The 24626-nt window shown below is 68.4% G+C and carries 24 protein-coding genes; 9 read left to right on the top strand and 15 right to left on the bottom strand.

Translation table 11 applies throughout. The features are described from left to right. Nucleotides 1–17: 17 nt before the first annotated feature. The 7 genes from PL79_RS08230 to PL79_RS08260 form a co-directional block, all read right to left on the bottom strand. Nucleotides 18–506, bottom strand: coding sequence for a hypothetical protein (locus PL79_RS08230; RefSeq protein WP_044847626.1), 489 nt, complete (start codon nucleotides 504–506; stop codon nucleotides 18–20). Between the two features lie 124 nt (nucleotides 507–630). Next, nucleotides 631–840, bottom strand: a complete 210-nt coding sequence (locus tag PL79_RS08235) for a hypothetical protein (protein WP_044847609.1) — start codon at nucleotides 838–840, stop codon at nucleotides 631–633. Nucleotides 841–991: 151 nt separating this feature from the next. Beyond that, a complete protein-coding gene (gene sctD, locus PL79_RS08240; RefSeq protein ID WP_044847608.1) occupies nucleotides 992–2350 on the bottom strand; it encodes a type III secretion system inner membrane ring subunit SctD in 1359 nt (452 codons plus the stop codon). Further along, the gene (gene sctC, locus PL79_RS08245) at nucleotides 2331–4370 is read right to left on the bottom strand and encodes a type III secretion system outer membrane ring subunit SctC (RefSeq protein ID WP_044847607.1); all 2040 of its coding nucleotides are present in this window, start codon (nucleotides 4368–4370) and stop codon (nucleotides 2331–2333) included. Before sctC ends, sctD begins: the two co-directional genes overlap by 20 nt. Further along, complete coding sequence (sctS, locus tag PL79_RS08250; protein WP_044847606.1) at nucleotides 4370–4648, bottom strand: type III secretion system export apparatus subunit SctS; 279 nt, start codon at nucleotides 4646–4648, stop codon at nucleotides 4370–4372. Before sctS ends, sctC begins: the two co-directional genes overlap by 1 nt. Beyond that, nucleotides 4645–6858 (bottom strand): type III secretion system export apparatus subunit SctV, encoded by a 2214-nt coding sequence (sctV, locus tag PL79_RS08255; protein WP_044847605.1) that lies wholly within the window; start codon nucleotides 6856–6858, stop codon nucleotides 4645–4647. The genes sctS and sctV overlap by 4 nt, the downstream gene beginning before the upstream one ends. Nucleotides 6859–7096: 238 nt before the next feature. Then, entirely contained in the window at nucleotides 7097–7930 is an 834-nt protein-coding gene (locus tag PL79_RS08260) for a helix-turn-helix transcriptional regulator (protein ID WP_044847604.1), read from the bottom strand. 280 nt (nucleotides 7931–8210) lie between these two features. Between PL79_RS08260 and PL79_RS08265 the strand changes: the two genes are divergently transcribed. Further along, nucleotides 8211–9116: a helix-turn-helix transcriptional regulator gene (locus PL79_RS08265; protein WP_044847625.1), complete on the top strand. Its 906-nt coding sequence runs from the start codon at nucleotides 8211–8213 to the stop codon at nucleotides 9114–9116. A gap of 87 nt (nucleotides 9117–9203) precedes the next feature. Here the strand turns inward: PL79_RS08265 and PL79_RS08270 are convergent, their stop codons facing one another. Then, nucleotides 9204–10850 carry an Nramp family divalent metal transporter gene (locus PL79_RS08270; protein ID WP_044847603.1) on the bottom strand — a complete coding sequence of 549 codons (1647 nt, stop codon included), beginning with the start codon at nucleotides 10848–10850 and terminating at the stop codon, nucleotides 9204–9206. A gap of 112 nt (nucleotides 10851–10962) precedes the next feature. After that, a complete protein-coding gene (locus PL79_RS36080) occupies nucleotides 10963–11100 on the bottom strand; it encodes a hypothetical protein (protein WP_193759822.1) in 138 nt (45 codons plus the stop codon). Nucleotides 11101–11352: 252 nt separating this feature from the next. Here PL79_RS36080 and PL79_RS36085 point away from each other — a divergent pair, with 252 nt between their 5' ends. From PL79_RS36085 to PL79_RS08280, 3 genes are all read left to right on the top strand, one after another. After that, the gene (locus PL79_RS36085; RefSeq protein ID WP_193759831.1) at nucleotides 11353–11682 is read left to right on the top strand and encodes a hypothetical protein; all 330 of its coding nucleotides are present in this window, start codon (nucleotides 11353–11355) and stop codon (nucleotides 11680–11682) included. A gap of 487 nt (nucleotides 11683–12169) precedes the next feature. Next, nucleotides 12170–12439, top strand: a complete 270-nt coding sequence (locus tag PL79_RS08275; protein WP_044847624.1) for a hypothetical protein — start codon at nucleotides 12170–12172, stop codon at nucleotides 12437–12439. 112 nt (nucleotides 12440–12551) lie between these two features. Then, nucleotides 12552–14039: a carbohydrate porin gene (locus tag PL79_RS08280; RefSeq protein ID WP_044847602.1), complete on the top strand. Its 1488-nt coding sequence runs from the start codon at nucleotides 12552–12554 to the stop codon at nucleotides 14037–14039. 91 nt (nucleotides 14040–14130) lie between these two features. Here the strand turns inward: PL79_RS08280 and treA are convergent, their stop codons facing one another. Continuing rightward, complete coding sequence (gene treA / locus PL79_RS08285; RefSeq protein ID WP_044847601.1) at nucleotides 14131–15846, bottom strand: alpha,alpha-trehalase TreA; 1716 nt, start codon at nucleotides 15844–15846, stop codon at nucleotides 14131–14133. A gap of 329 nt (nucleotides 15847–16175) precedes the next feature. Between treA and PL79_RS08290 the strand changes: the two genes are divergently transcribed. After that, nucleotides 16176–17564, top strand: a complete 1389-nt coding sequence (locus PL79_RS08290) for an MFS transporter (protein WP_044847599.1) — start codon at nucleotides 16176–16178, stop codon at nucleotides 17562–17564. Between the two features lie 347 nt (nucleotides 17565–17911). Next, the gene (locus PL79_RS08295; RefSeq protein ID WP_044847598.1) at nucleotides 17912–19123 is read left to right on the top strand and encodes a winged helix-turn-helix domain-containing protein; all 1212 of its coding nucleotides are present in this window, start codon (nucleotides 17912–17914) and stop codon (nucleotides 19121–19123) included. 152 nt (nucleotides 19124–19275) lie between these two features. Here the strand turns inward: PL79_RS08295 and PL79_RS08300 are convergent, their stop codons facing one another. Both PL79_RS08300 and PL79_RS36350 read right to left on the bottom strand, forming a co-directional pair. Then, on the bottom strand, nucleotides 19276–20334 hold the full coding sequence (locus PL79_RS08300; RefSeq protein WP_415749125.1) for an alpha/beta fold hydrolase: 1059 nt from the start codon (nucleotides 20332–20334) through the stop codon (nucleotides 19276–19278). Between the two features lie 169 nt (nucleotides 20335–20503). Further along, complete coding sequence (locus tag PL79_RS36350; protein ID WP_207671167.1) at nucleotides 20504–20815, bottom strand: hypothetical protein; 312 nt, start codon at nucleotides 20813–20815, stop codon at nucleotides 20504–20506. On the opposite strand from PL79_RS36350, the gene atpG reads away from it, so the two are divergent. Together atpG and atpC are read left to right on the top strand one after the other, a co-directional pair. Continuing rightward, nucleotides 20816–21685, top strand: a complete 870-nt coding sequence (gene atpG, locus PL79_RS08305) for an ATP synthase F1 subunit gamma (RefSeq protein WP_044847596.1) — start codon at nucleotides 20816–20818, stop codon at nucleotides 21683–21685. An 11-nt stretch (nucleotides 21686–21696) separates the two neighbouring features. Continuing rightward, nucleotides 21697–22158, top strand: a complete 462-nt coding sequence (gene atpC / locus PL79_RS08310) for an ATP synthase F1 subunit epsilon (RefSeq protein ID WP_044847595.1) — start codon at nucleotides 21697–21699, stop codon at nucleotides 22156–22158. Between the two features lie 47 nt (nucleotides 22159–22205). On the opposite strand, the gene PL79_RS08315 is transcribed toward atpC, so the two are convergent. The 3 genes from PL79_RS08315 to PL79_RS08325 all read right to left on the bottom strand — a co-directional run bounded on the left by PL79_RS08315 (nucleotide 22206) and on the right by PL79_RS08325 (nucleotide 23414). Further along, nucleotides 22206–22424 carry a DUF1653 domain-containing protein gene (locus PL79_RS08315; RefSeq protein ID WP_006751720.1) on the bottom strand — a complete coding sequence of 73 codons (219 nt, stop codon included), beginning with the start codon at nucleotides 22422–22424 and terminating at the stop codon, nucleotides 22206–22208. A gap of 55 nt (nucleotides 22425–22479) precedes the next feature. After that, on the bottom strand, nucleotides 22480–22923 hold the full coding sequence (locus tag PL79_RS08320; RefSeq protein WP_044847594.1) for a GNAT family N-acetyltransferase: 444 nt from the start codon (nucleotides 22921–22923) through the stop codon (nucleotides 22480–22482). Nucleotides 22924–23033: 110 nt separating this feature from the next. Then, entirely contained in the window at nucleotides 23034–23414 is a 381-nt protein-coding gene (locus PL79_RS08325; protein ID WP_207671168.1) for a DUF4087 domain-containing protein, read from the bottom strand. Between the two features lie 226 nt (nucleotides 23415–23640). Here PL79_RS08325 and PL79_RS08330 point away from each other — a divergent pair, with 226 nt between their 5' ends. After that, complete coding sequence (locus PL79_RS08330) at nucleotides 23641–24264, top strand: HAD hydrolase-like protein (protein WP_044847592.1); 624 nt, start codon at nucleotides 23641–23643, stop codon at nucleotides 24262–24264. Nucleotides 24265–24626 lie beyond the last annotated feature (362 nt).

Here is a 24626-nt window from a genome sequence, read left to right on the forward strand (position 1 = left end):
GCACGCACCGGCTTTCGCTACTCCTGGGTCTTCAGCACCGTGTGCGTGAAGCCGTTCGCCGCCTGCGCGACCGACAGGCTCAACTGGTATTCCGAAATCGTGGTGGTCGCGGTCCACTGGAAATCCATCGCCTTCACCATCGTCATCAGCGGATCGCTGCGGTTGTCCGCCATCGACGTCAGCATCTCGGTGCGATGCTTGTCGATGTTCGCGTACCGCGTGTCGAGATCGTTGCCGTAGGTGCGCAACCGCTCGACGAGCGACGAATGGTTCGCCTGCGCGGGTGTCGCGGGCGTCATCTGCACGGCCGGCGCCGCATCGGCCGGCGCACGCGACATCGCGACGCCCGACGCCGACGGCGACGCCGCGGCCGGCGCGGCACCCGGCTGCATCAACGCATCGAACTGGCGCACCTGCGCCGGATCGGACGCCGTGCCCGCCTGCTGCACGGCACCCGCGAGCGCGGCCGCGTCCGGGGGTGCCGCGCCTACGCCTGTTACCGACATGATCGTGTCCTCCTTGACCGGCAGCGCCGGGAACGAGCCGGCCGCCACGCGCATACGCCCCGCCGGGCGCCCGTCACGGGCGGCCCCGGCATCCGGCGTCGCGCGGCACGGCCGGCGACCGGCGTCATGCGCGGCCGGCGGAACTCAGGTGTTGCGCGACCTGGGCGTTCGCCGTCCCTTCCTGCGCGGTCACTGCGTTGCTGGTTTCGAACGTCGCGGTCGACTGCTGGACCTGGAAGTTGATCTTCGTCAGTTCGAGCTGCGTCTTGGTCAGGTCGTCCGCCTGCTGCTGGACCTGTTGCGTGTTGTTGGCACCAGTGGGGGGGGTACTCATGTTTCGCTCCTTTGCATGTACGTCATTGAACTGCTTCCCTGTTCCGGCGGCGGCCCCATGCCCCGCCGGCGACGTGACGCGCCGCATGCGCGCGGCGTGTCGCGTAATGCGCGCACCGCGCGACACGCGATGCGCAAGTCCTGTCGCGGCGCTAACGCGCCGCCGCCTTCGATGCGCCGGCCGCAGCAACCGCCGGTACCGCCGGCGCATCCGGCAACAACGCCGGTCCGGGCACTGGCTGCGCGACGCCGGCCGCCGCGCCGCTCGCGAGCGGCGGCACGTGCGGCGCCGATGCCCGCTCGGGCGCGCTCGCGGACGGACCGCCGAGCGGCATCGTGATGCGCTGGCCATTGCGTTCGAACACCACTTCGTCGGGGCCGATCGACACCACGGTCGGCCCTTCCTTCAGCCGCGCGCCTTCGAAATAGCGGCTGCCGTCGGCGGTCTCGATGTAGCGCTGGTCGCCGTCGCCCGCGAACACCGTCGTGATCTCCGGAATCCCCGCGACGCCGCCGAGCGTCGTCGCGGTGCGCGGCGCGGCCGCATCGGCGTCGCGCACGTGGTCGACCACCTCGAGCGCCGGGCGCGCGTCCTTCATGTAGTTGCGGATACGCGGCTCGATCTGCGCGCGCTCGGCCGCCCCCGTCAATTCGATCCGGCCGCGGCCGAGATAGGTGACCGTCAGCGCCGTGTCGCTGAAATACGTCTGCGCGGTCGCGACGAGATCGCTGACCACGTAGAGGTTGCCGAGCGCCGCGTTGTCGACGCCCGCGACGATCTGCGCGACGCGTTCCCGCGCGGCCGGGTCGCTCACGTAACCCGACACGATCACGCCGTCGTCGCGCGGCGCGACGGCGAGCTCCGGATACGCGTGCAGCAGCTGCTGCAGCCGGTGCGTGCGCGCGAGCACCGACTCGTGCTGCCACGGCAGGCGCCCCGACCATGCGACGAAGCCGTAACCGAGCGCGCCGAGCAGCACGCCGATCCACAGCGCGACGACCGCGATCACGAGCCGCCGGCTGCCGAGGCGGCGCAGCCCGCCGGTGAGCCAGCCGAGCCACGCGGCCTCGCGCGCGGCGTCCGGCGCGTCGGCCTCGTCGGGCACCGCGACGCTCGCCTGCGCATGACGCGCGATGCCGAGCTTGATCGAGCCGACCGTCACGACGTCCTGCGGCGTCATCGAGCGGCGGCCCGCGCCGAGCGGCGCGTCGTTGAACAGCACCGGCGCGCCGCCGTCGCCGCCGTGGTTCTGCACCGTCACCGCGAGCGCGCCGACCTGCAGGCACACCTGTTTCGCGCCGATCTCGCGATCGGGCAGGATCACTTCGCAGTCGGCCGCGGTGCCGACCCAGTTCGCGCCGCGCGCGAGCGACATCGTGCGGCCGTACATCGGCCCGCTGAGGAAACACAGGTTCCACGGCGACGCGAGCGCGGGCGCCCCGGCCGCGGCGCCCGCCGTGCCGCCGGACAATGCGCCGTCGCCGTGCGGGTCAATGATGGTCGTCGACATGGGTGGACGCTCCTGCGGTCGTCGCCACCGGCTGCGCCGCCGAATCCTTCGGCGGCGGCAGCGCGGGCGGGCCGAACTTGGTGCCGGGCAGCGGCGCGGGCGTGAGCGGCACCGCGATGTCGTTGTCCGGCGGGCGATACATCGACGTGCCGTTCGAACCGGCCGGCCCGTCCGCGCCCGGGTTCACCGGTGCGCCGTCCGGCGCGTACATCGACGCGGTCGTCACCACGCGCGGCGTCAGCAGGTAGAACCGCTCCATGTGGTTGCCCGACTTGTCGGTGTACTTGAACAGGTTGCCGATCAGCGGGATGTCCGACAGCCACGGCACGCCGCTCTTGTTCAGCCGCACCTCGTCGTCGTTGAAGCCCGCGATCAGCAGGCTCTTGCCTTCGTCGATCATCGTCTTGGTGACGATGTTGCGCTGCTGGATCACCGGCACGTTCGACACGGCCTGGCCCGGCACGATGTTGCCGTCCTGGATGTCGATCGACATCATCACGCTCTGCGGGTTGCCGGACACGGCGGCCGCGTTGCGGATCGCCTCGTCGACGATCATCGGCGTCACCTTGATGCTGGTGCCGGTCGTCACGCTGTACAGCGACGAATCCTGGTAGCCCTGCACCTGCACGTAGAACTGCGTGAGGTTCTCGAGAATGGCCTCGGTGTTGTCGAGCGCGAGCACCTTCGGCTTCGAGCGCAGCTGCGCCTGCCCCTTCTGCGCGAGCGCGTTCACGCGCGTGAGCAGGTAGTTGCGCAGCGAGCCGCCGATCGACGCGGTCAGCGCGATGCCGGTCGGCATGAAGGTGCCGGTCTGCCCCGTCTCCGACGCGCCGACGCCGAACGTCAGCGGCGGATTGCCGGCGCCGTTGTACTGCGTGTTGCCGTTCAGCGGATTCGCGCCGTTGCCGATCTGCACGTCGCCGTGCGTCGTGTGCAGGCGCCAGTCGATCCCGAGACTGTCGAGCGAATCCTCGTTGATGTCGATGATCGTCACGTTGATCTCGACGATGCGCGGCCGCTCGTCGAGCTGGTTGATCAGCGCCTGGTAGCGGTACATGTTCTCCGGCAGGTCGCGCACGATCACCGCGTTGATCGCCGGATCGGCGACGATCTGCGGCAGCGTGTCGCCACCGCCGCCGTTCGAGAACGGCGAGACGCCGCCGGCAGCGCCGTCGGCACCGCCATAGCCGGCCTGGCGCGGGCCGCCGGCAATGTCCGGGAAGTCGAGCCGCGGCACCGCGATCGTCAGCCCCGAGCCGAGCTTCACCTGGCGCGCGGCCTGCCCGAGCGGCGTGCTCGACGGCAGCTCGCTCGTGCCGCCGCCCTTGCCGAACAGCCGGCGCAGGATCGTCGCGACGCCCGGCACCGTCACTTCCTTGCCCGAGCGGTTGATCGTGAAGTCGGACGCCCAGCCGTACCGGAGCCGGAACGCGCGGATGTCCGCATGCGCGCCGTTCGCCGACGGATCGCCGACCGAGCCGACCGCCTGCCGCACGAGCTCCACGTAACGACGCGGGCCGGCCACGTACACGCTGTTCGCGCGATCGTTGATCACGAGCGTGTAGCGCTTGTCGGGAATCTGCATCGCCTGCAGCGCGCGGCCGATCTCGCCGGCCGCGTTCGGCGGGATCGGGATCATCTGCGTCTGCGACTGGTCGGCCGGGTCGACGTACAGGAACGAGCCGTCGTAGTACCACGTGAGCCCGTAGGTCGAGCAGATCGTGTCGAGCGTCTGCTGCGGCGTGCCCGAGAAGCGGCCGCTGATCACGCCGTCGACCTTCGGGTCGACCACGGCCGTCACGCCCTGCGACGACGCGAGCTCGCGAATGAAGTCGCCGATCTTCTTGCCGTTCGCGACGATCGTGAACGGCTTGTTGCGCCAGCGCAGGTCCGCCGCGCGCGCCGGCTGCGCGACCGTCACGCACAGCGACGCGGCGAGCAGCGCGGTCGCGCACATGGCGAGCGCGGCCCGTTGCAGGCGGCGCGGTTGAAACCGGATCGGGGCGACGCGTCGACGCATCAAGACACTCCTGTGGAAGAAACGAACATGCGTTCCAGCGCCTGCTGCGCGAAGCGCAGCACCTCGCTGCCGAGCCAGCCCGACAGCAGCACGAGCGCGACCATCACGGCGATCAGCCGCACCGCGATGCCGAGGTTGGCGTCCTGCACCTGCGTGACGGCCTGCAGGATCGCGACGACGAGGCCGGTGACGGTGGCGATCAGCACGATCGGCAACGACAGCAGCAGCACCAGCATCAGCGCCTGCCGGGTCAGGTCGAGGATCGTCGAGCTCGTCATTGCACGACTCCCGGCGCACGCACGCCGGCGCCCGCGCCGAGCGTGCCGTCGTCGGGCGGGTTCTTCACCCAGCCGACCGTATGCAGCTGCACGTCCTCCTCGACCTCCTGGTACGACAGCACCGCGAGTTCCGGCAGCACCGGCTGCAAAATCGTCTTCACGTAGCGGCGCGCGCCGAGCGCGACCATCACCGCGAGCCGCGCGGCGCCCGGCGGGTTGCCGTGACCGCCCGCGCCTGCCGGCTGCGCCGCCGTCGCGGCCTGCACGATCGCGCGCACCTGTTCGCCGATGTCCTGCTTGATCGCGCTCGACAGCGCGAGGAAATTGCCCTGCTTCGTGCGCATCACCGCGTTCTCGATCCGCTCCTGCAGGTTCTGCTCGAACAGCACGACGCGCAGCTGCCGCGTCGCGCCCGCATGGCGATCGGTGATCATCCGGCGCAGGTCGACGCGCACCAGCTCGACCAGCGCGATCACGTCGTCCGGCTCGTTCGGCGCCCACGTGATCAGGCTTTCGAAAATCACGCGCAGGTTGCGGATCGGCACCTGCTCGGCCAGCAGCCGGCGCAGCACCTCGGTCACGCGCTGCAGCGGCACGAGCCGCGTCAGTTCGCCGACGAGTTCCGGATGCTCGCGGCGCACCAGGTGCACGAGCGCCTGCGTTTCCTGGATGCCGAGCAGCTCGTCCGCATGCTGGCGCACGATCTGCTCGACGTGCGCGGCGAGCGCGCCTTCGCTCGTCAGCCACTTGCCGTCCGGCGCCGCGCCGTCGGGCTTGATCCACAGCGCGGTCGCGAACGGGCCGAACGCCTCGGCCGGCTGGCGCTCCGCGCGCTCCGGCAGCGGCGCGACGCCGTCCCACAGCAGCCAGCCCGGCTTCAGCGCGCCATGCGCGGCGAGCACGTCCTGCAGATAGATCCGGTACGTGCCGGGCGCCGCCCCTTCGTCGTCGTTCAGCGTGATGCGTGGAAACACCGTGCCGATGTCCGCGTCGACGCGCGCCTTCGCGCTCGACAGCGCAGTCTGCAGCTGCGCGAGGTTCAGCGTCGTGCGCAGGTCGTCCGACAGCGACACCGCGATCAGCGACGTGACGCCTGCCGCATGCGACACCTTCGCGGGCTGGCCGTCGTCGGTCGCGCCGATGCGACCCGCGATATGAATCAGGTTGAAGCTCGGCGCGGTCGTCTTGCGCTTGAGCTGCGTGAAGGCGAACGCGCCGAGGCCGAGCGCGATCAGCGCGAACGACCATTTCGGAAAACCGGGCACGACGAGGAACCCGGCCAGCACCAGCGCCGCGATCAGCAGCGCGCGCGGATGCGCGCCGAGCTGCTCGCCCAGCTGTTCGCCGAGCTGGCGCTGCCGCGTGTCGCGCGTCGCGACGCGCGTCGTCACGATGCCCGCCGCGATCGACACCAGCAGCGACGGGATCTGCGACGCCATCCCGTCGCCGACCGTCAGGATCGCGTAGCGCTGCAGCGCCTCGCCGATATCCATCCCGTGCATCAGCGTGCCGACCGCGATGCCCGCGACGATGTTGATGAACGCGATCACGAGGCCCGCGATCGCATCGCCCTTCACGAACTTCATCGCGCCGTCCATCGCGCCGTGCATCTGCGATTCCTGTTCGAGCTTCTCGCGGCGCTCGCGCGCTTCGTCGGCGCTGATGATGCCCGCGCGCAGGTCCGCGTCGATGCTCATCTGCTTGCCCGGCATCGCGTCGAGCGAGAAGCGCGCGCCGACTTCGGCGACCCGCTCCGAACCCTTCGCGATCACGATGAACTGCACGACGGCGATCACGAGGAACACCACGCCGCCCACCACGACGTTGTTGCCGACCACGAGCCGGCCGAACGCGTCGATCACGTGGCCCGCGTTCGCGTGCAGCAGGATCAGCTTGCACGACGCGATGTTCAGCGCGAGCCGGAACAGCGTGGTGAACAGCAGCAGCGCGGGAAACGACGAGAAGCTGACCGCCGACGGCACGTAGGTCGACACCGTCAGCAGCACGACGCTCGCGGCAAGGTTCAGCGAGATCATCCCGTCGAGCGCGGCTTGCGGCAGCGGCAGGATGAACAGCGCGACCACCGACACGATGAACGCGGCGAGAAACAGGTCGGCGCGCGGCGATGCCCCGAGACGTCGCCCGGACACGCTGCGGCCGGCGGAAAAGATCCGCTGCCAGTCGCGAGGGAGCGCCTTCGGTTCTGCCATCGTGCCGTCGTCCTGTCGTTGTCGCCGGCGGGCGCGGGCCGTCATGCCCCGCGTCGCGCGGACCGTTGAATGGGACGAGTGTAGCGACGCGCAACCGCGTAAAAAGGGAAGCGCCTCGTAGCGTCGCGGCCGTTTTCCGGTGACGATCGGATCGGACTACGAAACCCGGCGGCGCCTGCGCGCGCGCATCGCCGGAACCGCTTCCATCGCGCGGCTGGCGCCGCGCGGCGAGACAGGGTCAGGACTCCAGACGGCGCGCGGCGAGATACGCGAGCTGCGCGCGGTTCTGCACGTTGAAGAGTTTTTCGAGCGAGCGGATATGGTGACCGACCTTGTGCAGCGACGTGCGCAGCGCGCTCGCGATCTCCTGGTCGGACAGCCCGTGCACGAGCCGGTCGAGCACCTGCTGCTGCTCGTCGCCGAGCGCGAAGCCGCGCATGCGCGCGATGCGCGCCTCGAGAAACGGCAGCGCGACGCGATGCACGGCGAGGCTCACCGACAGCGCACCGCCGATCACGCGATCGTCGATCCATTCGGTGCCGTGGGCTTCCGACGTCACGTTCACGGCAACGCGCAGGTCGAGCCGCGGCGCCGACAGGCTGAAGATCACGCCGCTGTTCATTGCATGCGCACGCAGATGGCCGGCCAGCGCGAGCACCTTGCGGTCGCCGCTGCCCTGCGCGGCCGACTCGATCTCGTCGAGCCGCCACGCGACCGGGAAGCCGCTGCTGCGCACTTGCGCGAAACGCGGGTCGCTCTCGTAGAGCATGCCCTCGATATACGGCTGCATGAACGTCGCGGGCGCGAGGTCACGCAGCAGATGCGCGCACAGGATGCGCCGCCCGATCATCTCGTAGGCGCCGTAGCCGAGCGTGCTGAAACCGATTTGCCGCAATCGCGCATGGCATTGGGAGAAATCGACGGAAGCGAGGTCGGATTTACCGGGCGCGATTTGAATGCCGGTAAAAACGTCGCGCTCGATTGCATGAATTTCTTTCGAATAAGCGGCAGCGGCCGCGATATCGGCTTGCGAGAACCACTCGACGCGTGGCGCGTCGTCAGCATATGTCATGAGGAGCCCACCCCTTCCCAATATGTGAACCTGCCCCGTCACGATTTGGTCTTTTCTTTATGATTTTCTGGTCGACTCTATACCGGTGCGAATATGAACCTTTCGCCCGAATTAGTATTACGGCATATTACGCGCAGACAGGCATTTTTGTACAATGCCCCCGCGTTTCGTCTGGATGACGATCGGCGCAAATCATAAAGATGCTCGATCGCATCGTCGCAGGCACCGTGCATGACACGGCTGCCGCTGCGCGATGCGCGTCGATTCCGAGGGATGGCTCATGTCCGATATTGCATTGCAAGAAGAAGCGGTCGCCCCAACCTTGCCCCGTCCGCCGCGGCGGACGGTCGCCTGTGCCGACGCGTCGAGAGCGCGCCCGGTGCAGGTCGTCTGGTGCGACGACGTCAAGCGCGACGACATCGCGCAGCCGCACGCGCCGAAGCTCGGCGTCGCCGATACGCTCGCGCACGCGCAGAGCACCGCCGAACGCAACCGGATCGTCACCAGCCTGCTGCACCTGACGGGCTTCTCGACGTTCGCGTATTTCGCGCTCGAATTCTCGCGGGAGCGTGTCGAAAGTCTCTACCTGCACGAGGCGTTCACGCCGCCCACCTATCGCGGCGACTACGTCCGGCACAACCATCACGACATCGATCCGCGCACGCTCGACGCGCGCGTGTGCAACATGCCGATCGTGTGGGACCTGCAGCAGCTGCGCCGCGACCACCGCGCGCGCGACGGCGGCCCGTGCGTGAGCCCGGCCGCGCTCGACGGTTTCCTGCAGACGATGCAGGACGACGGCATGTGCAGCGGCATCATGTATTCGATGGCCGTGCCCGGCACGCGGCTGCATGCGTTCATGAGCTTCACCGCGCCGCGCCGCACGCGCGAGTGGATCACGCCGGCGACGATCGAGCAGGCGCTGTCGATCGGGCTGTCGGTGCACAAGTTCGCGTCGCCGCAACTGATCGCGACGTCGCGCGAACGCGCCGTGAACGGGCTCACGCCGTTCGAGCAGGAACTGCTGCTGGGCATCGCGGAAGGCGCGTCGGACAAGGAGATCGGCCGGCGCCTCGACACCAGCGCGCACAACGTCGACTATCACCTGCGCAAGCTGCGCAAGCGCTTCGGCGTCGCGAACCGGATCCAGCTCACGTACCTGACGTCGAAGCTCGAGCTGATCTGACGCGCGCGCGCTCTGCCCGCGTAAACGCACATGCCGGCCTCGCGGGCCGGCATGTGCGCACAACTGGCGATGACGTCTCGAACGGCGTTACTTCAGCAGCGTCATCTGCACGACCTTGACGATCACGAGACCGACCGCGATCACCAGATAGCCGCGCAGCACGGCCATCCAGACGCGCGTCGCGACCGTCATGTTCTGCGGTTCGAGCGTGTCGAGCGGCGGCATGCGCCAGGTGGCGCGCAGCGCGCGATCGATGCCCGGCTCGACGACGCGCTTGTTGCGGCGGATCAGCACCGTCGCGAGATAGCCGGTGATCGCGAGCACGGTTCCGCCGACCAGCACGTCGATGATCGCTTCGCCGCTGATGTCCGGATACATCACCGACGCGGTCAGGATGATCGACAGCAGCACGAGCACCCAGATCACCGCGCCCGTGAAGATGTTGAGCTTCGTCGAGTTGACCCACGGGCCGAGCACCTGGCGATCGTTGCACAGCACGAGCAGGAACACCGTCGCGCTCGGCAGCAGCACGCCCGCGAGCGTCTGCACCGCTTCGGTCAGCAGGCCGAGCGGGCTGCCCGGGATCAGCACGAGCGCGGCAGCGGCCGCGACGATCCCGAAGTAGACGAGATAGAAGCCCTTCGCGTCGGACACGCCGCGATGCAGCGAATGACGGATCTTGAACACGTCGCCGATCGCGTACGCGGTCGACAGCGACACCGCCGCCGCGCCGATGATGCACGCGTCGAGCAGCGCGACCGCGAACAGCGTCGCGCTGGTGCGGCCCGCATACTTCTCGAGGCCCGCGATCACGCCGCCCGCGTCGCTGAAGTTGCCCGCTTCCGAATGGCCGCCGAACAGCGCCGCGCTGAAGCCGATCATCGCGACCGCGCCGATCAGCACGAACGCGATGCCGATCCACAGATCGACCTTCTCGTACTTCATGAAGCGCGGCGTGATGCGCTTGTCGATCACGTAGCTCTGCTGGAAGAACAGCTGCCACGGCGCGACCGTCGTGCCGACGATGCCGATCACGAGCAGCATCACGTCGGACAGCTTCGCGTGCGTGGGCCAGTTCGGCACGAAGAAGTCGCGCGACATCTGCGCCACCGGCGGGTGGATCGACACGAGCACCGGCACGAGCAGCAGGCTCAGCACGCACAGCACGATCGCGAACCGCTCGAAGCGCCTGAAGTCGCCGGTACTCACGGCCGCCATCGTCAGCGCGGCCGCCACGCACACGCCCGCGATCTTCGGGAGACCGAAGAAAGCCAGCACGAACGTGATGCCGATGAACTCGGTGACGATCGTCAGCGCGTTGAGCAGGAACAGGTCGATCACGCTGAACGCGCCCCAGAACTTGCCGAAGCGCTCGAAGATCAGGCGCGCATGGCCGACGCCCGTGACCGCGCCGAGGCGCAGCACCATTTCCTGGTTTACGTACAGCACCGGCACGAGCAGCAGCAGCGTCCACAGCAGCGTCGTCCCGTAGTTCTGGCCAGCCTGCGTATAGGTGCCGAAGGCGCCCGCGTCGTTGTCGCCGACCATCACGATGAGGCCGGGCCCGATGATCGCGAGCAGCGTGCGCAGGCGCGCCCACCACGTGCCGCGCGCGGCGGTGTCGTGATGCGCGATGGTGCCGAGCGCGCCGCGGATGTCGCCCAGGTGGGCTTCGTCGAGCACGGCACTGCGTTCGACGGCGATCGGTGGAGAGACGTTGGATGGCGTGGACATGATGAATTCCGTACGACTGGTTTTTTTCGGTCAAGCGTGTGGTCTTGGAATGCGCACGCGTAACGAGCCCGGAGCCCGCGCGCGCATGCCGAGACGCGCTCGGTGTTTCAGTTCAGCAAAGCAGCGATTTCAACCGGTTGAACAAACGGGAAAACACCCGCGGACGGGCGTCGAGCATCGGCATCGCGTCGTAGTGCGGATGCGATCGCGTGACTTGCGGAAGATTCGACAGCAGAAGGCCGAAGTTCATGGTCTGGCTCCTGACGGCAGCGGCATGCATGCCGGCCGCGTGGTGGGTGCGGGGCCAGTCCGGGGCCTGAACGACGTGTCAGGCTAGTTGGCCGGAATGTCCCTGCGACCCGGGTTCAAAAGGGTCTGTTGGTGCAACGGGCATAAGGGACAACTGTCACTGTCGTTCATGGCGGCTCCTGTGCGGTGTTCCGGAGAACACGGTTGACCGCCGCCCGGCGCGCGAGCCGCCGTTCGGGTGCATGCGAAACGCATGCGCGAACGCGGCCGCGCGCCGGGCGGCGGCGAAACCGGATGGCGCATGCGCAAACGCATCACGCTGACCGGCGCGAATCTGGGTGCACGAGGGGGTTACTGCGAAATACTGCTGCGCGCACCGTTTGCCTGGGGGACAAACGGCGGCTTCGATGAGGCGCGGACGTCGGTCGCTCAGGCGGAAACTTCGTTCGAAGATCGACTACTGCAGGCGTCCAAGGCGGCGGCCCCAAGAGTGAAGATGGCGGATTCTATGGACCGGCCGAAACGGAAGTCAACCCTTTGGAACAGGCTTGACGGAATATTTTTTCGGGTTCATGCGAGCTGAAAGAATCGCGCCCGGAATGACGCGCCGCAACCTTTCAGCGCCTCGACGCGCACGCGCCGCCGATGCGTGCGAGCAACAGTCGCCGCGCGCCGCCGGCGGGCGGTCGCGGCGGGCATCAACCGGCCCGGAGGGGGCGCCGCACGCGGTGCGAAATGCGCAACGTCGCCGCCTTTTTTGCTTGCACCGCAGCAAAACTCGCGACTACAATCCGCCCCAATTCATCAAGGGAGTCCCTTCGTGGACGCATGCTCCAGTTGCAGTTCGATGCCGGTCCAGGCCGGCCAAGCCATCGCGAGATAGCAGCCAGGCGCATGTCTTTCGCCGCTAGCTCGCCATCGTCGGGTTAGCGCGCTTCCTCCCGGGCCGGCATCGCCGGATCGTCCGTGTCGCACGCTCCGTTACGTTCCAACCGCCGAGCGCCGGTCGCGTCATGCAGCCGTGCTCGATCACGTCGTCCGGCATGCGCCGGACCGGACGGAGGCACGTCATGTTGTTTCAATCGCTCATGGTCAGACTCAAGCAACTCGCGCGTGTCGTGTCCGACCGCTCGTTCGCTTCGGCCCTTGCACCGCTCGCCCACACGTTCGGCAACTGGCGCGGCAGCGCGCTCGCGCACCTGCCGGCGGCACCGCGCCCGCTCGACTGCGTGCTGGCCGGCGCGATGGCGGCCGCCGTCGCGCTCGTCGCGCTGCTCTGTGCGAGCGCATCGCGCCTCGGCTTCACGCACGTATGGCGGATCGGCGGCTGGCTGCCGTAACGGGTCGCGCGCGCAACGCGCAGCATGCCCGCGCGCCGCCGCCCGCACCTGCGCCATCGCTTCACGTTTTCACTGCTTCAGCCAAACCAATCACTCGAATCATGGAGCCCGCATGAAAAATCGCTTCGCATCCGCGCCGCGCACAGCGCGCCTCGACGCGCTCGCCGCGCTGTTGCTGTCGCTCGCGGCCGCGCCTGCGTTCGCGCAATCGTCGTCACCGGCCAGCGCGGCCGAACCGGCGGCCGGAGCCAGCGACACTGCCGCCGCCCCCGCCCAAGCCGCCGCTGCCGCGCCCGCCCCCACCGGTTTCTGGGAACGGTCGAACCTGCTCGGCAACATGGGCGGCCTGCGCGACGTGCTCGGCGATCACGGCGTCACGCTGAACCTGCAGGAAACCAGCGAGTACCTGTACAACGCCGCGGGCGGCACGCAGCGCGGCGGTGCCTACCAGGGCCTCACGCAATTCGGCTTCAACGTCGATACGGAGAAGGCGATCGGCCTGCCGGGCGGCACGTTCAACGTGTCCGGGTTGCAGATCCACGGCACCAACCTCACGCAGCGCTATTTGCAGACGCTGCAGACCGCGACCGGCATCGAGGCGAATTCGACCACGCGGCTGTGGGAGCTCTGGTACCAGCAGGCGTTCCTCGCCGGCAAGGCCGACGTGAAGGTCGGCCAGCAAAGCGTCGACCAGGAATTCATGGTCAGCCAGTACGCGGCGACGTTCATGAACGCGACGTTCGGCTGGCCCGTGCTTCCGGCGACCGACCTGCCGGCCGGCGGCGCTGCCTATCCGCTGTCGTCGCTCGGCGTGCGGCTGCGCGTGAAGCCGGCCGACGCGTGGACCGCGATGGTCGGCGTGTTCGACGGCAATCCGGCCGGCCGCAGCGACGGCGATGCGCAGGCGCTGAACGCGCACGGCACCAACTTCAACCTGCGCAGCGGCGCGTTCGTGATCGGCGAACTCCAGTACGCGCTGAACGCGCCGCCCGCCGACCCGAAGGCACCGCAACCGGCCGGCCTGCCCGGCACGTACAAGCTCGGCTTCTGGTATCAGTCGCAGCACGCGAACGATCCGCGCGTCGGCACCGACGGGCTGTCGCTCGCGGATCCGGCCAGCAACGGGATCCCCGCCACGCATCGCGGTAACTACGGTTTCTATGCGGTCGCGGATCAGATGGTATGGCGGCCGTCGGCGGACAGCCCGCGCTCGGTCGGCGTGTTCGCGCGCGTGATGGGCGCGCCGGGCGATCGCAACGTCGTCGATTTCGCGGCGAATGCGGGCGTGACGCTCAAGGCGCCGTTCAAGGGCCGCGACGACGATACGGCCGGCATCGCGGTCGGCTACGCGAAGATCGGCTCGCACGCGCGTGCGCTCGACGGCGACACCGGCAGGCTCGCGACGCCCGGCTATCCGGTACGGCGCGCGGAAACGGTGATCGAGGCGACCTACCAGTACCAGGTCGCGCCGTGGTGGCAGGTGCAGGCCGACCTGCAGCACTTCTTCCGGCCGGGCGGCGGCATTCCGGACCCGAACGCGGCCGGCGCGCGTATCGGCGACGAAACGGTGGTCGGCGTGCGCACGACGATCACGTTCTGACACCCTCGCATGCGACACGGGCCGGACTGCCGCGCGCGCGGCGATCCGGCCCGTGCTCGTTCAGGTGCGTGCATGCAATGCGCGCGGCCTGTCACTCGCCATACAGCCCGAGCAGTTTCAGCGTGACGCCGTTGGTCCAGCCGAAGCCGTCCTGCAGCGGATATTCGCCACCCCCGCCGCCGCCCGCGCCAGCCCCTTCGACCACGTACTTCTCGACGAGCTTGCCTTCGGTTGCATACACATGCTTCACGTCGGCCAGAAAGCGCGTGCCGATGTCCTTTGCGAGCGCCGGCTCGCCGTAGCGGCGCAGCCCGTCGATCGCGATCCACTGCAGCGGCGCCCAGCCGTTCGGCGCATCCCACTGCTGGCCCGTGTTCGCGGTCGTCGTCGCGAGGCCGCCCGGCTGCAGCAGCGTCTTGCGCACTTCGCGCGCGGTCGCCTTCGCACGCTCGGGCCACGCGACGCCCGCGAACAGCGGATACAGCGCGGCCGCCGTCACGCCGTCGCGCGGCTTGCGCAACTGCCAGTCGTAGTCGCCGTAATAGCCGCGACGGTTCCACAGATAGTGGTTGATCGCGGCCGCGCGCCGCGCCGCCCGTCCGGAGAAATCCGCGACACACGCGAAGTCGCGCGTGACCGCGCAGCCCTTCACGATCGTCGTCTCGAGATGGAACATCAGGCTGTTCAGGTCGACCGGCACGATCGCCGTCGTGCGGATGGTCGCGAGCGTCCTGCCGTCGCCGAACCAGCGCGAGCTGTAGTCCCAGCCGCTTTCGGCACCCGCGCGCAGGTCGCGGTACACCTCGTTCGCGGGGCGATCCGGCACGGCCTTCGCGGTCGTCACGTCCTCGAGATACGACTCGTCGCGCGGCGTGTCGCTCGCGTCCCAGTAGCGGTTCAGCACCGCACCGTCCGGCATCGCGACCACGTTGCGCGCGGCCTGCCCGCGCGGCGTCGTCGTTTCGCCCTGCATCCAGTACGCATGCTCCTTGCGCAGCGCCGGCAGGTATTTCTGGTAGACCTTGTCGCCTTCGGCCTGCGCGGCGAGCGTGACCATGTACGCGAAGAACGGCGGCTGCGAGCGGCTCGCGTAGTACGTGCGGTTGCCGTTCGGGATGTGGCCGATCGTGTCGATCAGGTATGCGAAGTTGTCGAGCATGTCGTCGACGAGATCCTCGCGCCCCGACACCTGCAACCCGAGCATCGTGAAATAGGTATCCCAGTAGTAGCCTTCGCGGAAGCGGCCGCCCGGCACCACATACGGCTTCGGCAACGCGATCAGCGAACTGTACGGCGGCACCGTCGTGCTGGTGCGCGTGAGCTGCGGCCACAGCCAGTCGATGTGCTGGCGCAGCGTCTGGTTCGCGGGCGGCGTGACGCCGCCTTCCGGCGGCGGCGTGAAGTGCTGGTCGACGAACGCCTTCAGCGAGAAGCCCGGCTGCGACTTCTGTTGCTGATACAACTGTACGATCGTCGCCGGATCGGCGTTGGGCGTCGCGTCGACGAAGGTCTTCTGGTCGGGATAGAGTTGCGCCGTCTGCACCGCGACGAACAGGTCGCCGTAGAGTTGGCTCGGCGGCGGCAGCAGCGTGCCGGAAGCCGGCGCCGTGGCGGGCGCGGCGGACTGGCTGGCCGCCTGCATCGCGGCCTGGTTCGCGGCCTGGTTCGCACTGTCGGCCTGCGCGGCGCAGCCGGCGACGGCGAGGTAAGCGACGGCGAGCACGGCGGCCCAGCGCAGACGCGGCGCGGGCACGGATGGATGCGAGGCAGGATGCGATGCGGTCGATGCGGCGCGACGTGACGTCATGACGTGTCCCCTCCTTTCGATGATGAATGGTTCGGCAGGGGTCTCGTTCGCGCGTGCGCTCGTCTCGATGGCCGTCGATCGATGCGCGTCGTTGTCATCCGCGGATGAGTTCCGACTGTCGCACGAAACGCGCATCGCACGCAAGTTTCGCGGCGGCCCCCGCGGGCGCGCGTCATGTGTCATGTCATGGAGCGCACCGCAGCGCGGTCGTCTCTTCTTCCACGCGCGCTAACAGGAACGACTGTTGCAACATGCGGAACGAGCGTTGTCTCGCGTGACGCAACGACCACATTGTGGGCATAATGGCGTCTTTACCGCGCGCCCTGCCCATGTCGCCCGTCTTTCTAGCACCGCTCATCGTTGCCTGTGCGTTGTTCATGGAAAGCGTCGACGCGAACATCATCGTCACCGCCCTGCCCGCGATGGCGAGGGACTTCGGGCACAATCCCGTCACACTGAACATTGCGATCACGGCCTACGTGGTCGGCCTCGGCGTGTTCATCCCGATCTGCGGATGGCTTGCCGACCGCTTCAGCGCGCGCGCCGTGTTCCGCACCGCGATCGGCATCTTCGTCGCCGGCTCGCTGATGTGCGCGGCCTCCAACTCGCTCGGCGTGCTCACGTTCGCGCGCTTCGTGCAGGGCGTCGGCGGCGCGATGATGGTGCCGGTCGGCCGGATCATCATCTTCCGCGCGGTGCCGCGCTCCGATCTCGTGCGCGCGATGAACTACCTCGCGATTCCCGCGCTGTTCGGGCCGACGGTCGGGCCGCTCGTCGGCGGCTTCATCACGACCTACCTGCACTGGAGGATGATCTTCTTCATCAACGTGCCGATCGGCATCTACGGGATCTACCTCGCGAGCAAGCACATCGCGAACACGCACGAGGCCGATCCCGGCCCGCTCGACTGGTTCGGCTTCCTGCTGTCGGCGAGCGGCGCCGCGCTGCTGCTGATGGGGCTCACGCTGATCGACGGCGCGCTCACGTCGCGCGGCAACGCGCTCCTGATGTGCGCGGCCGGCGCGGCGATGCTCGCGCTCTACGTGCCGTACGCGCGCCGCAAGGCGCGCCCCGTGCTCGACCTCAGTTTCCTGAAGATCCCGACTTACCACGCGAGCGTGGTCGGCGGGTCGCTGTTCCGCATCGGCCTCGGCGCCGTGCCGTTCCTGCTGCCGCTCGCGCTGCAGGAAGGCCTCGGCATGAGCGCGTTCCACTCCGGGCTGATCACCTGCGCATCGGCCCTCGGCGGCGCGGTGAGCCGCTCGACGGCTACCCATACGCTGCGCCGCTTCGGCTTTCGCACGGTGCTGATCTACAACGCCGCGTTCGCCGGGCTCGCGATCGCCGCCTACGGCGTGTTCCATCCGGGCATGGCGACCTGGGCGATCTGGATGATCGTGCTGGTCGGCGGGATCTTCCCCGCGCTGCAGTTCACAAGCCTGAATTCGATGATCTACGCGGATATTTCGCAGGCCGATGCAGGCCGCGCGACGAGCCTCGGCAGTGTCGTGCAGCAGATGTCGCTCGGCCTCGGCGTGACGGTTGCCGGCCTCGTGCTGCACCTGTCGCACTGGCTGCAGGGGCATCAGGCGATGGTGTGGTCGGATTTCTGGCCCGCGTTCGTCGTGGTCGGGCTGTGTTCGTTCGCATCGATTCCGATCACGCGGCGGCTGCCGCCCGGCGCCGGCGACGAGGTCGCGCGCGGCAAGCGGCAATGAACGGGCTGGCTGGCGGAAAAAGGCAGGCGGCGGAAACGCCGCCACACAAAAAAAATCAGCGGACATCCACACGGGGCCGGTGCACAGCCGCATGGATGTCCGCTCAGGGCTCCGGGTCTCTCGTTGGGGGTTGAGAATCCCGGATCTGCTTCCTGCGTGCCATGGACATATGTGCGTCGGAAGCCGAATCGTTGCGCGCACATTTCGTCGCGCCATGACTGCACTATAGGGAAAGTCGCGCCGCGCATCTGTCAAGCATTGTCAGACGTGTCGCGCGAAAGCGTCGCACACGTGCGCCGCTTTCGCGCTAAAGTGGTGCCCGACCGCCACCTTCAGCCGCCGCTCCGATGCTCACGCTTTCGCTCGCCGCCGCCCGCGCGCTGCATCTCGCCGCGCAGGGCCTGCTGACCCCGCCCCGCCGCAAGGCCACCAAGGCCGACGTGCTCGACACGATCCGCCGGATGGCGCAGTTACAGATCGATACGATTCATGTCGTCGCGCGCAGTCCGTATCTCGTGCTGTTCAGCCGTCTCGGCGACTTCGCCCCGCAGTGGCTCGACGAGCATCTCGCCGAGGCGCGCCTGTTCGAATACTGGTCGCACGAAGCGTGCTTCCTGCCGGTCGAGCAATTCGGGCTGATGCGCTACAAGATGCTCGATCCGTCGGGGATGGGCTGGAAATACGCGGCCGACTGGCACGCGCAGAACCGCGCCGAAATCGAGCGGCTGCTCGCGCGGATTCGCGACGAAGGCCCCGTGCGGTCCGCCGATTTCATCCGGGAAGACGGGGTGAAAGGCAACGGCTGGTGGGACCGCAAGCCCGAGAAAAAACACCTGGAAGTGCTGTTCACGACCGGCCACCTGATGGTGTCCGAGCGCCGCAATTTCCAGCGCATCTACGACGTGCGCGAACGCGTGCTGCCCGACTGGGACGATGCGCGCGACCTGCCGCCGCGCGACGCGGTGCTGCCTGCGCTGCTCGACTACACGTGCCGCGCACTCGGGATCGTGCGCGCGGACTGGGTGGCCGACTACTACCGGCTGCCGCGCCGTTCGTACCGCGCGGAGCTCGAGCGACTCGCGGACGCAGGCGAGCTGATCCCGGTGGAGGTCGCCGACTGGAAGGAGCCGGCCTACGTGCATCGCTCGCTCGACGCGCTGCTGCCGGCCGCCGCGGCAGACACGCTGCGCTCGACGGTCACGACGCTGCTGTCGCCGTTCGATCCGGTGGTATGGGACCGGCGGCGCGCCTCGACGCTGTTCGGGTTCGACTACACGATCGAGTGCTATACGCCCGCGCACAAGCGGCGCTACGGGTATTTCTGCCTGCCGGTGCTGCATCGCGGCCGGCTGATCGGGCGCGTCGACGCGAAAGCGCATCGCGCGCTCGGCACGTTCGAGTTGAAGACGGTGCATGTCGAGCCGGGCGTGCGGTTCGGCACGGGGCTCGCGGCCGACGTCGCGAAGGCCGTGAAACGGCTGGCGGCGTGGCATGGCACGCCGGAAGTCACGGTCGGGCACGCGCCGCCAGCGCTCGCGGACGCACTGCTCGGCGGCTGATCTGCCGCGGCGGCGCGACCGCTCGCCCGCCGCATGCATGCGCGCCGGCACCGTTGCCGTACCGACGCGCCGACGCATCGACCCATCGACGCACCAACGTATCGAGGCGCCGCCGCGCATGCCCACCGCGCGGTGGGCCTCCGCTGCAACCGCTACCGCTTCGCGGCAATCCAGCGGGCAATGCCCGGCCACACGTCCTTCAGCGTGCGCGATCCCATGAACAGCCCGATATGTCCGCCCGGCACGAGCTGGCGCGTCACCTGCGAGGCGGGCGTCCCCACCAGGTCCTGCGCGGCGAACACCTGCTCCTGCGTCGTGATGTCGTCGGCCGCGCCGGCAAGCAGATAAACGGGGCACGTGATCGCCTTCAGGTCGAGCATCCGCCCGAGTGCGACGAACGTGCCCTTCGCGAGCCGGTTCTCCTTGAAGATCTGCACGATCGCCTGCAGATACCAGCGCCCCGGCAGGTCGATCGGACTTTCGTACCAGTTCGCGAATGCTTCGCGCTTGCGCAGGTAGTCCGCATCGTCGAGGTGTTCGTACAGGTCGACGTGCTCGGCGAGATAGTGCTGGTCGGGATGCATGTTCTTCCAGCCGCGCAGCATGAAACGCCCGCGCATCAGGCCGCCGCCCATCGTCACCAGTTCCTCGTAGAACGACGTCGGATAGGTGTGCGCCATCCGCTTGATCGGACCGTCGCCCGCATCCGTGTCGATCGGCGCGCCCGCGAGCACGAGGCTCGCGACCTTGTGCGGAAAGCGCGCCGCATACATCGCGGACATCCACCCGCCCTGGCACAGACCCACGAGATTCACGCGCCCGCCGAGCTCGTCGACGCAGACGTTCAGCTCGGCCAGGTACTGGTCGATCTCGAGGTCCCGCATGTCTTCGGTCGCCGAGCGCCAGTCGGTCAGGTACACGCGCGTCACACCGTGCTCGCGCAGCGTCTGCATCAAACTCTGCCCCGGCTGATAGTCGGCGATCATCGCCCGGTGTCCCGCATACGGCGCTTCGACGATCGTCGGCAGCCCGTGCGCCGGCGCGACCGAATAATCGCGGAACGTCATCGTACGCAGTTCCAGCAGCGCGCGGTTCGGCGACGCCAGCGCCGGATGCGGCTCGCAATGCAGCTTCTCCTCTTCCGCGACGAAACGCAGGTTGCGCGCGGTGAGTGCCGAGCCGAGCCGGACCATCGCGGCGGCGGCGGCCATCGGCCAGAAGATCGGCAACGCCGGCGCGCTGGCGGACGTCGCGGAAGGCAGGGCGGTATCGGTATCGCTCGAATTCATCGAATTCCTGGCTACTGGGAACATGAAGGGAAAAAAGCCGTGTGCGGGATGCGCGACGATCGTCCGCGCTGCACCCGCGGCGAATCGCACGTCACGCGCGCGGCCGTGACGTATGCGTGACGTTTGCGTCCTTCGATGCGTCCGCATCGATCTTCCGATGCGGACGGCAATCGGCCATCGAACGCCCGGTGCGACGATTGGCGAAACCATTCTGGTCCGTAACCGGAAGCGATCGCTTGATCGCCGTCAATCGTTTCAGGTGAAATCCCGATAGCATGAAATCGCGCGATGACAGTTCGATGGCCTCGGCGCGATATCCGCCGACCTCGCTGCCGCACTCGCGGCCGACATCGCGTCGCCACAGCGCACCGGCGACACCGGGCGACCTGCCTCCCCGCCTCACATGCACATCCGCGAAATCCGCTCGAAGATCAGCAGTACCTCGTCCACGCGCAAGATCACGAAGGCGATGGAAATGATGGCTCGCACCAAGATGGCGGGCGCGCAGCGGCGGGCGCGCGATTTCCGGCCCTATGCGGCGCGCATCCGGGAGATGGCCGAGCGCGTGCTGCGCGACCGGTCCGGCCACGTCTCCGCGCTGATGGCGAGACGCACGCCCGTGCGCCGCGTCGGCCTGATCGTCGTCAGCACCGATCGCGGGCTGTGCGGCCCGCTCAACACACGGCTGCTGGTCGAATGCGTGAATGCGCTCGAACGCTGGGACGGCGCCGGCGTCGCGTGCGAACTCAGCGTGATCGGCGCACGCGGCATTGCCCCGCTGATGCGCCACGGCGCGACCATCACCGCCCGCGCCAGCGGCCTCGCCGCCGCGCCGCACTTCGAGCAGCTGCTCGGCGCGCTGCTCGTGCCGCTCACCGCGTTCGTCAACGGCGAACTGGACGAACTGCACATCGCGTACAACCAGTTGACGAGCCCGCTCGCGTATTCGCCGCGCATCGACGCGGTGCTGCCGCTCACCGGCCTCGACACCGGCACGCCGCCCGGCGACACCGCGACATCCGACTATCTGTACGAGCCCGCGCCGAAACCGGCCGTGGATACCTTGCTGCTGCGCTACGTCGAGGCGACGCTCTACCAGGCCGTCGTCGAGAATTACGCGTGCGAGCAGTGCGCGCGGATGTTCAGCATGCAGACCGCGACGGAGAACGCCGATCGCGTGCTGCGCGAGCTGCGGCACCTGTATCAGAAGACGCGCCAGGCGCAGATCACCACCGAGCTGTGCGAGATCGTCGCCGGCGCGGCGGCGGTCTGAAGGAGGCACGCATGCCGACGTCGATGAAGCTCGACATCCTCAGCGTGGAAGACGTGCTGTATTCGGGCGACGCACATTTCGTCGTCGTGCCCGGGGAAAGCGGCGAGCTGGGCATCTACCCACATCACGCGCCGCTGCTCACGCGGCTGCGGCCCGGCGTCGTGACGCTCGTTGCCGCACCGGGCGGCGAGCACCGCCGGCTGCTCGTCGCGGGCGGCCTGCTGGAAGTCAGCCGCGACGGCGTGACGCTGATTGCCGACCACGCACTGCGCACGCCCGAACTCGACGACCTGCGCGCACGCGAAGCACGGCATGCGGCGGACGAGTGGCGCCGGCGCTTCGCGCACGACAACCGGCGCGCCTTCGATTTCGCATCGGCGCGTGCGGAGTTGATGGACGAAATCCGGCGCTTCTTCGCGCTGGCGATGCACCGGGAGTCCGCGCCGCGCGACACGCCGGGCGCCGCCGGCTAGGCCGGGCGCCGGCACCGCTCGTCGTGCGGTCGGCGAGCGCGCTCAGGTCAGTCGCGCAGCTTGCGAAAACGCGGCGTGCCGTCCGGCAGGTTCTCGTTGAACATCGCTTCCGGCCGCACCCACAAGCCGCGCGCATGCGGCCACAGATGCTCGTATACGACCACCGACTCCTCGGTTTCGGAATGACGGGCGACGCCGATGTAGCGATACAGCCCGCCCTTGTAGTGACGATGCGTGGCGAGCTGTTCGGCTTCCTGTTCGGTCATGATCTGCTTCCCTTCGGCAAAAACGAAAGCGCGTATTGTATGCGCTCGCCGCGCGTCAGCGTTTCGCGTAGATATCGGGGCGGCGGATCTCCATCAGCCGCTCGGGATTCGCGGACGGCCCGAAGCCGACCGGCCGGTACAGTTCGTGCGCGTCGGTCGTCACGAGCATGATGCGGCGCAGGCCCTGCACCATCGGCTGCGCGAATACGTGGTCGATCAGCGCGCGGCCATAGCCGTTGCCGCGCTCGGCCGGCAAGACGAATACGTCGCACAGGTAGGCGAACGTCGCGTGGTCGGTCACGAGCCGCGCGAACCCGACGAGCCGGTCGCCCACATACGCGCCGAAGCACAGCGAGCCGTCGATCGCGCGCTCGACGACGTCGCGCGGAATGCCCTGCGACCAGTACGCATCGCGGTGCAGGAAATCGAAGATCGCGTCGATGTCGAGCTCGCGCTTGTCGGTGGAAAATCTCAGCGGGGCGGGGGTGGCTGCGGGCACGTCGGCTCTCCGGTCGGCTCGGGGTGGAGCAGCAACGATAGCGCGGCGCGGGGTGGGCGACAAGCGATGCCGCCGATTCACGATCGCGTCGCTCCCACCAACCTGCCCCCTTACGGCGCCGGCAACGCCCGATCAGCCTTGCAACGCTTCAGCGGCAGTGGCCGGGCCGCCACGATCCGCGTCACCTCGCGGGTGCGCGGGTCGATTTCCAGGTCGAGGCACGCGCAGCCGTAACCGTGCATCCCCGCATTGGTGACGACCCAGCCGCGCGTCGACATGTCCGGCATCTCGTCGAGGCCCGGCACCGGCGGGCTGCCCTGGGTCGACAGCGTCCAGCTGTTGTCCTTGTCGACGAGCCACCAGTTGGCCGGCGTCGGATTCTCGAGCCATCCGCAGCGCTTCTCCGCGGCGGCGGCCGCGGGCGTCGCGGACGTCAACGCGACGAACACACCGAGCATCCACATCGCAGAACGGGCACGGGCGATTTTCATTTCAGGGAAGTCCAGACGAAGGAAACGGGGGGAAACGATGGCGTCGACAGCATACCGGGCTTTCACGCCCGTTATGTCATGCACCGCGTTTCGCGGGAGGCATTCCGGTCGATGCAAGGAAGCTGTCCAACGCTCCCGCTTCGCTACGGCCCCAACCGCTCGCGCGGGCCACGCGGCCCGATTCGGTGATATCGTCACCGGCTCGATCAACTCGCGGCATCGCTTCATGCCTTATCGACTCATCGCGTTCGACTTCGACGGCACCCTCGCCGATTCGCTCGACTGCTTTCTCGCGGCGCTCACGGAGGCATCGCGCCTGCACGGCTTTCGCGACGCGACGCCCGAGCTGCGCCCCGCGCTGCGCGGCATGTCGGCACGCGAGATCATCCGCGCGCTCGAGGTGCCGATGTGGAAAGTGCCGCGCGTGACGCTCGACATGCGCCGGCTGATGCGGCCGCGCATCGCGCACGTAAAGCTGTTCCCCGGCGTCGACGCGACCTTCGACGCGCTCGCCGCACGCAGCATCCGCATCGCGATCGCGACGTCGAACACCGAGGACATCGTGCGCGACCGGCTCGGCCCGCACGCGAGCCGTTGCGTCAACATGTTCGCGTGCGGCATTCCGCTGTTCGGCAAGGCGCGCCGGCTGCGCGCGCTCGTGCGCGAAGCGGGCATGCAGCCCGACGACGTGCTGTATGTCGGCGACGAGATCCGCGATGCCGAAGCGGCGCGCCGCGCGCGTATCGCATTCCAAGGCGTCGCATGGGGTTACACGGCGCCCGACGCGCTGCAGGCGCATTGCGCGACGCCGTTGCTGCCGCGTCTCGACGCATTGCTCGATCGCGTGTGAGGACGCCGTACGAATCGCGCGTTCGATTCGACGGATCGCGAAACAATCCACCCGCACGACGATGAAACGTCGATGACATGCGCGCGCATTGCAGCGATCGCATGCACGTCGCGCACGCAAAAATTGCCGCCACGATGCACGCAACAGGTACGCCCTACCTGGCCGCGCGCGCACCCATCGCTTCGTCTTACCAACCGTTACACAAACCACAGCGCGGTTGCACCTGCTACCTGAGCGCTCTCCTAGAATCAGTCGGGCCGGGAAACACTTCGAACGCCGCCGCGGCAGAGCGGTAATCGAGCCCGGCCCGGGCGCGCCCGGTCTCTCGCACAGCTGCGGATCACGCGATCCGTCCGTTAATC

This window comes from Burkholderia sp. USMB20, from assembly GCF_000949135.2.
Taxonomy (GTDB): Bacteria; Pseudomonadota; Gammaproteobacteria; order Burkholderiales; family Burkholderiaceae; genus Burkholderia.

Bases quoted from the DNA above. Each gene is read 5' to 3' on its own strand.
- sctS (WP_044847606.1), bottom strand. From the start codon at position 4,648: ATGACGAGCTCGACGATCCTCGACCTGACCCGGCAGGCGCTGATGCTG.
- PL79_RS08315 (WP_006751720.1), bottom strand. From the start codon at position 22,424: ATGACCGAACAGGAAGCCGAACAGCTCGCCACGCATCGTCACTACAAG.
- PL79_RS08270 (WP_044847603.1), bottom strand. From the start codon at position 10,850: ATGTCCACGCCATCCAACGTCTCTCCACCGATCGCCGTCGAACGCAGT.
- PL79_RS08265 (WP_044847625.1), top strand. From the start codon at position 8,211: ATGTCCGATATTGCATTGCAAGAAGAAGCGGTCGCCCCAACCTTGCCC.
- sctV (WP_044847605.1), bottom strand. From the start codon at position 6,858: ATGGCAGAACCGAAGGCGCTCCCTCGCGACTGGCAGCGGATCTTTTCC.
- PL79_RS08275 (WP_044847624.1), top strand. From the start codon at position 12,170: ATGTTGTTTCAATCGCTCATGGTCAGACTCAAGCAACTCGCGCGTGTC.
- PL79_RS36080 (WP_193759822.1), bottom strand. From the start codon at position 11,100: ATGAACTTCGGCCTTCTGCTGTCGAATCTTCCGCAAGTCACGCGATCG.
- PL79_RS08295 (WP_044847598.1), top strand. From the start codon at position 17,912: ATGCTCACGCTTTCGCTCGCCGCCGCCCGCGCGCTGCATCTCGCCGCG.
- PL79_RS08325 (WP_207671168.1), bottom strand. From the start codon at position 23,414: ATGAAAATCGCCCGTGCCCGTTCTGCGATGTGGATGCTCGGTGTGTTC.
- PL79_RS08235 (WP_044847609.1), bottom strand. From the start codon at position 840: ATGAGTACCCCCCCCACTGGTGCCAACAACACGCAACAGGTCCAGCAG.
- PL79_RS36085 (WP_193759831.1), top strand. From the start codon at position 11,353: ATGCGCGAACGCGGCCGCGCGCCGGGCGGCGGCGAAACCGGATGGCGC.
- atpG (WP_044847596.1), top strand. From the start codon at position 20,816: ATGCACATCCGCGAAATCCGCTCGAAGATCAGCAGTACCTCGTCCACG.
- PL79_RS08330 (WP_044847592.1), top strand. From the start codon at position 23,641: ATGCCTTATCGACTCATCGCGTTCGACTTCGACGGCACCCTCGCCGAT.
- atpC (WP_044847595.1), top strand. From the start codon at position 21,697: ATGCCGACGTCGATGAAGCTCGACATCCTCAGCGTGGAAGACGTGCTG.
- PL79_RS08300 (WP_415749125.1), bottom strand. From the start codon at position 20,334: ATGGCCGCCGCCGCCGCGATGGTCCGGCTCGGCTCGGCACTCACCGCG.
- PL79_RS08230 (WP_044847626.1), bottom strand. From the start codon at position 506: ATGTCGGTAACAGGCGTAGGCGCGGCACCCCCGGACGCGGCCGCGCTC.
- sctD (WP_044847608.1), bottom strand. From the start codon at position 2,350: ATGTCGACGACCATCATTGACCCGCACGGCGACGGCGCATTGTCCGGC.
- sctC (WP_044847607.1), bottom strand. From the start codon at position 4,370: ATGCGTCGACGCGTCGCCCCGATCCGGTTTCAACCGCGCCGCCTGCAA.
- PL79_RS08280 (WP_044847602.1), top strand. From the start codon at position 12,552: ATGAAAAATCGCTTCGCATCCGCGCCGCGCACAGCGCGCCTCGACGCG.
- PL79_RS08260 (WP_044847604.1), bottom strand. From the start codon at position 7,930: ATGACATATGCTGACGACGCGCCACGCGTCGAGTGGTTCTCGCAAGCC.
- treA (WP_044847601.1), bottom strand. From the start codon at position 15,846: ATGACGTCACGTCGCGCCGCATCGACCGCATCGCATCCTGCCTCGCAT.
- PL79_RS08290 (WP_044847599.1), top strand. From the start codon at position 16,176: ATGTCGCCCGTCTTTCTAGCACCGCTCATCGTTGCCTGTGCGTTGTTC.